Genomic DNA, 2991 nt, shown 5'->3' with positions numbered 1-2991 from the left:
TCAGAAGTACCAGGCGACGATCGCCTTCAGCTGGCCGTTGCGGATCACCGGCAGCGCGACGACCTCGGTCAGCCCGGCGCTCAGGGCCGCGCGCGCAGCGATGCTCGGGTCGGCCGGCAGGTCGCGGCTCAGCCCCGGCAGGCCGCTCAGCCAGGCCTTGCCGAGCACGCCCTCGCCGAGTCCGATGTGCGCCTCGGCGTAGAACTCGGCGAGTTCGGGGCTGGCCTCGCAGTGGCCGGAATCGAACAGCAGCGCCGTGCCGTCGGTGGCCGGTGTCCAGATCTCGAAGCGGTGCGCGATCGGCGTGCCGAGCGCCGACAGGAAGGTCAGCACGTAGTGCTGGTCATCGTTGCGCGAGACCGGGATGCCGAGGCCGCGGTTGATGCCGACCTTGACCGCGCAGTCCTCGCGCAGGAAGCGGTTGCCGTCGCCGAGATCATCGAGCGCCACCGGCATGCCGGATTCCCAGACCATGCCGGGCAGGCCGGTGCCGGGGCGGAAGCTCACGCGCCGCGAGGTCCACTCGAACAGCTCGGCCGTGCCGTAGTAGCCATCGAGCAGCGACATGTCGTGCGAGACGGCCGGATCGTTGTGCCAGACCTCGATGGCGCCGACGTGGGCCTCGTCGTCGCCGCAGAACAGCACCATCACCGCCAGCAGGAAGTCACCGGCGAACACCGGCACCGCGATGCCGCAGGTCAGGCCGGCGAGCTGCGCGGCCTCGGTGCGCTGGAAGTAGCTGCCTTCGAAGCCCTTCAGGATCACCGGATGGCCGGCCGCCCAGGCCTTGCCGGGCAGGCCCTCGTCGTAGCCGAACTGCATCGTGCGGCTCAGCGCCTCGAATTCTTCCAGCGGGCCGTACAGTCCGGCGCCGAGTTCCAGCCGCGTGCGGTCCCGGGTCGGGATCCAGATTTCAGTGACCCGGATGAAGGTTTCCATGCTGTATTCCCCGTCAAGTCGTCGTCATGTCCGGGCGCCGGCTTCTGGCCGGCGCGCGCGGGTGTGCGAGCGCGACAAGCACGAGTCATGCCGCCATGCGCAATGCGCGATGACGGGGCGGGCACGGGCTATTCGAGCAGCAATGTGCGCATCCGCAGTTCGACCAGATCGATCTCGCAGGCGAGCTTCTGCTCCAGATCGGGGCGTCCGCTGCGCACCGACCACCAGTTGCAGTGCGCGGCGCGGTAGTTGCGGAAGGCCTGCGCCGAGCGCTCGAAGGCCTGCAGCGCCGAGCGTCCGCCGAGGCGCTGGTCGAGTTCGCGCATGTTCTTGCGCTTGTCGCGATCGGCCGATACCAGACCGGCCTCGGCGATGCGCAGGCGATCGGACAGGCAGACGCTCACGTCGGGCTGCTCGCGCGTGATCTCCTTGCGGCAGTCCTGGATCGGGTCGGCCAGCACCGGCGCAGCCGGCAGCAGCACGGCGCCGGCGAGCGCGACGGCGCAGCGCAGCAGGGTCATCGGACTCATCAGCAAGGTTTCCTCCGGGCGGGATGGGGGGCGGAACGGCGGGCGCCGGCCTCAGCGCATCGTCACCAGTTCCTCGGCGCTGCTCGGGTGGATCGCGACCGTGTCGTCGAAGTCGCGCTTGGTCGCGCCCATGCGCACGGCGACCGCGAAACCCTGCAGCATTTCATCGGCACCGTCACCGATCACGTGCACGCCGACGACGCGCTGCTCCGGGCCGGTGCAGACGAGCTTCATCGCCGTCTCGCGCCGCTCGGGCGAGAACGCCCGTGCCATCGGCGTGAAGCGGCTGGTGTAGACGCGCACGGCCTCGTCGCCGTACCGGCTGCGCGCCTCGGGCTCGGTCAGGCCGACGGTGCCGAGCGGCGGGTGCGTGAACACGACGCTCGGGATCAGCCCGTAGTCGAGGTGGCGATCCGGCTGGCCGCCGAACAGCCTATCGGCGAGCCGGCGCCCGGCGGCGATCGCGACCGGGGTCAGCGCCGCGCGGCCGGTGACATCGCCGAGCGCGTAGACGCCGGGTACGGCGGTGTTCTGGTAGTCATCGACCGGGATCGTGCCGTCTTCGGCGAGTGCCACGCCGGCGGCTTCGAGGTTCAGGCCGGCGGTGGCCGGCGCCCGGCCGATCGCCCACAGCAGGCAGTCGGTGTCGATCGGATCGCCGTGGCTGCGCTCGATGTGCAGGCTGCCGCCGGCGCGCCGTTCGATGCGCTGCGGCTCGGTGCGGGTCAGGATCCGCACGCCGTCGGCCGCGAGCGCCGACATCAGCGTTTCGCCGAGCATCGGATCGAACTCGCGCAGCACCGTGTCCTTGCGCAGCAGCAGCGTCGTGTCGGTGCCGAGCGCGCGCAGCACGCCGGCGAGCTCGACGGCGATGTAACCGGCACCGACCACGACTGCGCGCGCCGGCCGGGCTTCGAGCGCGAAGAAGCCGTTCGAGTCGATGCCGAACGAGGCGCCGGGGATGTCGGGCTGCTTCGGCAGGCCGCCGGTCGCGATCACCAGGTGTTCGGCGCTGAGCCGCCGGCCCTCGACCTCGACCGTGTGCGCATCGATGCAGTGCGCCCGGCCGCGGATCAGCTCGATGTGCTGGTCCGCGAGCCAGCCGCCATACCACTCGACGATGCGCCCGACGTAGCCGTCGCGTGCGCGCTTGAGCGCCGCCCAGTCGTGACCGCCGACGTGCACGTCGAAGCCGAAGCCGGCGGCATCGGCGAGCGCGTGCGCGTGATGGGCGGCGAACCACATGATCTTCTTCGGCACGCAGCCGACGTTGACGCAGGTGCCGCCGAGCGGCCCGGCCTCGATGATCACGCAGCGCCGGCCGTAAGCGGCAGCGCGTTCGGCGACCGACAGGCCGCCGGAGCCGGCGCCGATCGTGATCAGGTCGTAGTCGTAACGGCTCATCGGATGGTTTCCTCGCGTGCGCTGCCGATGTGCCGGCAGCGGCCCCGAAGCATAGCGACCGCGGCGGCCGCGGCCCGCCTGCCTGCACCGGCCGGGCGTGGCCGGCGTAGAGTGTCGG

At 71.2% G+C, this 2991-nt stretch carries 3 protein-coding genes; all 3 read right to left on the bottom strand.

Annotated features, from left to right (window positions below):
* Positions 1 to 939 carry a GAF domain-containing protein gene (locus PKE44_RS12565; RefSeq protein ID WP_324551711.1) on the bottom strand — a complete coding sequence of 313 codons (939 nt, stop codon included), beginning with the start codon at positions 937 to 939 and terminating at the stop codon, positions 1 to 3.
* Between the two features lie 128 nt (positions 940 to 1067).
* On the bottom strand, positions 1068 to 1469 hold the full coding sequence (locus PKE44_RS12560; protein ID WP_324551708.1) for a hypothetical protein: 402 nt from the start codon (positions 1467 to 1469) through the stop codon (positions 1068 to 1070).
* Positions 1470 to 1520: 51 nt separating this feature from the next.
* Positions 1521 to 2873: a glutathione-disulfide reductase gene (gene gorA / locus PKE44_RS12555; RefSeq protein WP_324551707.1), complete on the bottom strand. Its 1353-nt coding sequence runs from the start codon at positions 2871 to 2873 to the stop codon at positions 1521 to 1523.
* Between the last annotated feature and the right edge of the window lie 118 nt (positions 2874 to 2991).

This window comes from Plasticicumulans sp., from assembly GCF_035331805.1.
Classification (GTDB): Bacteria; Pseudomonadota; Gammaproteobacteria; order Competibacterales; family Competibacteraceae; genus Plasticicumulans.
This window is presented reverse-complemented; position numbering and strand designations above follow the sequence as displayed.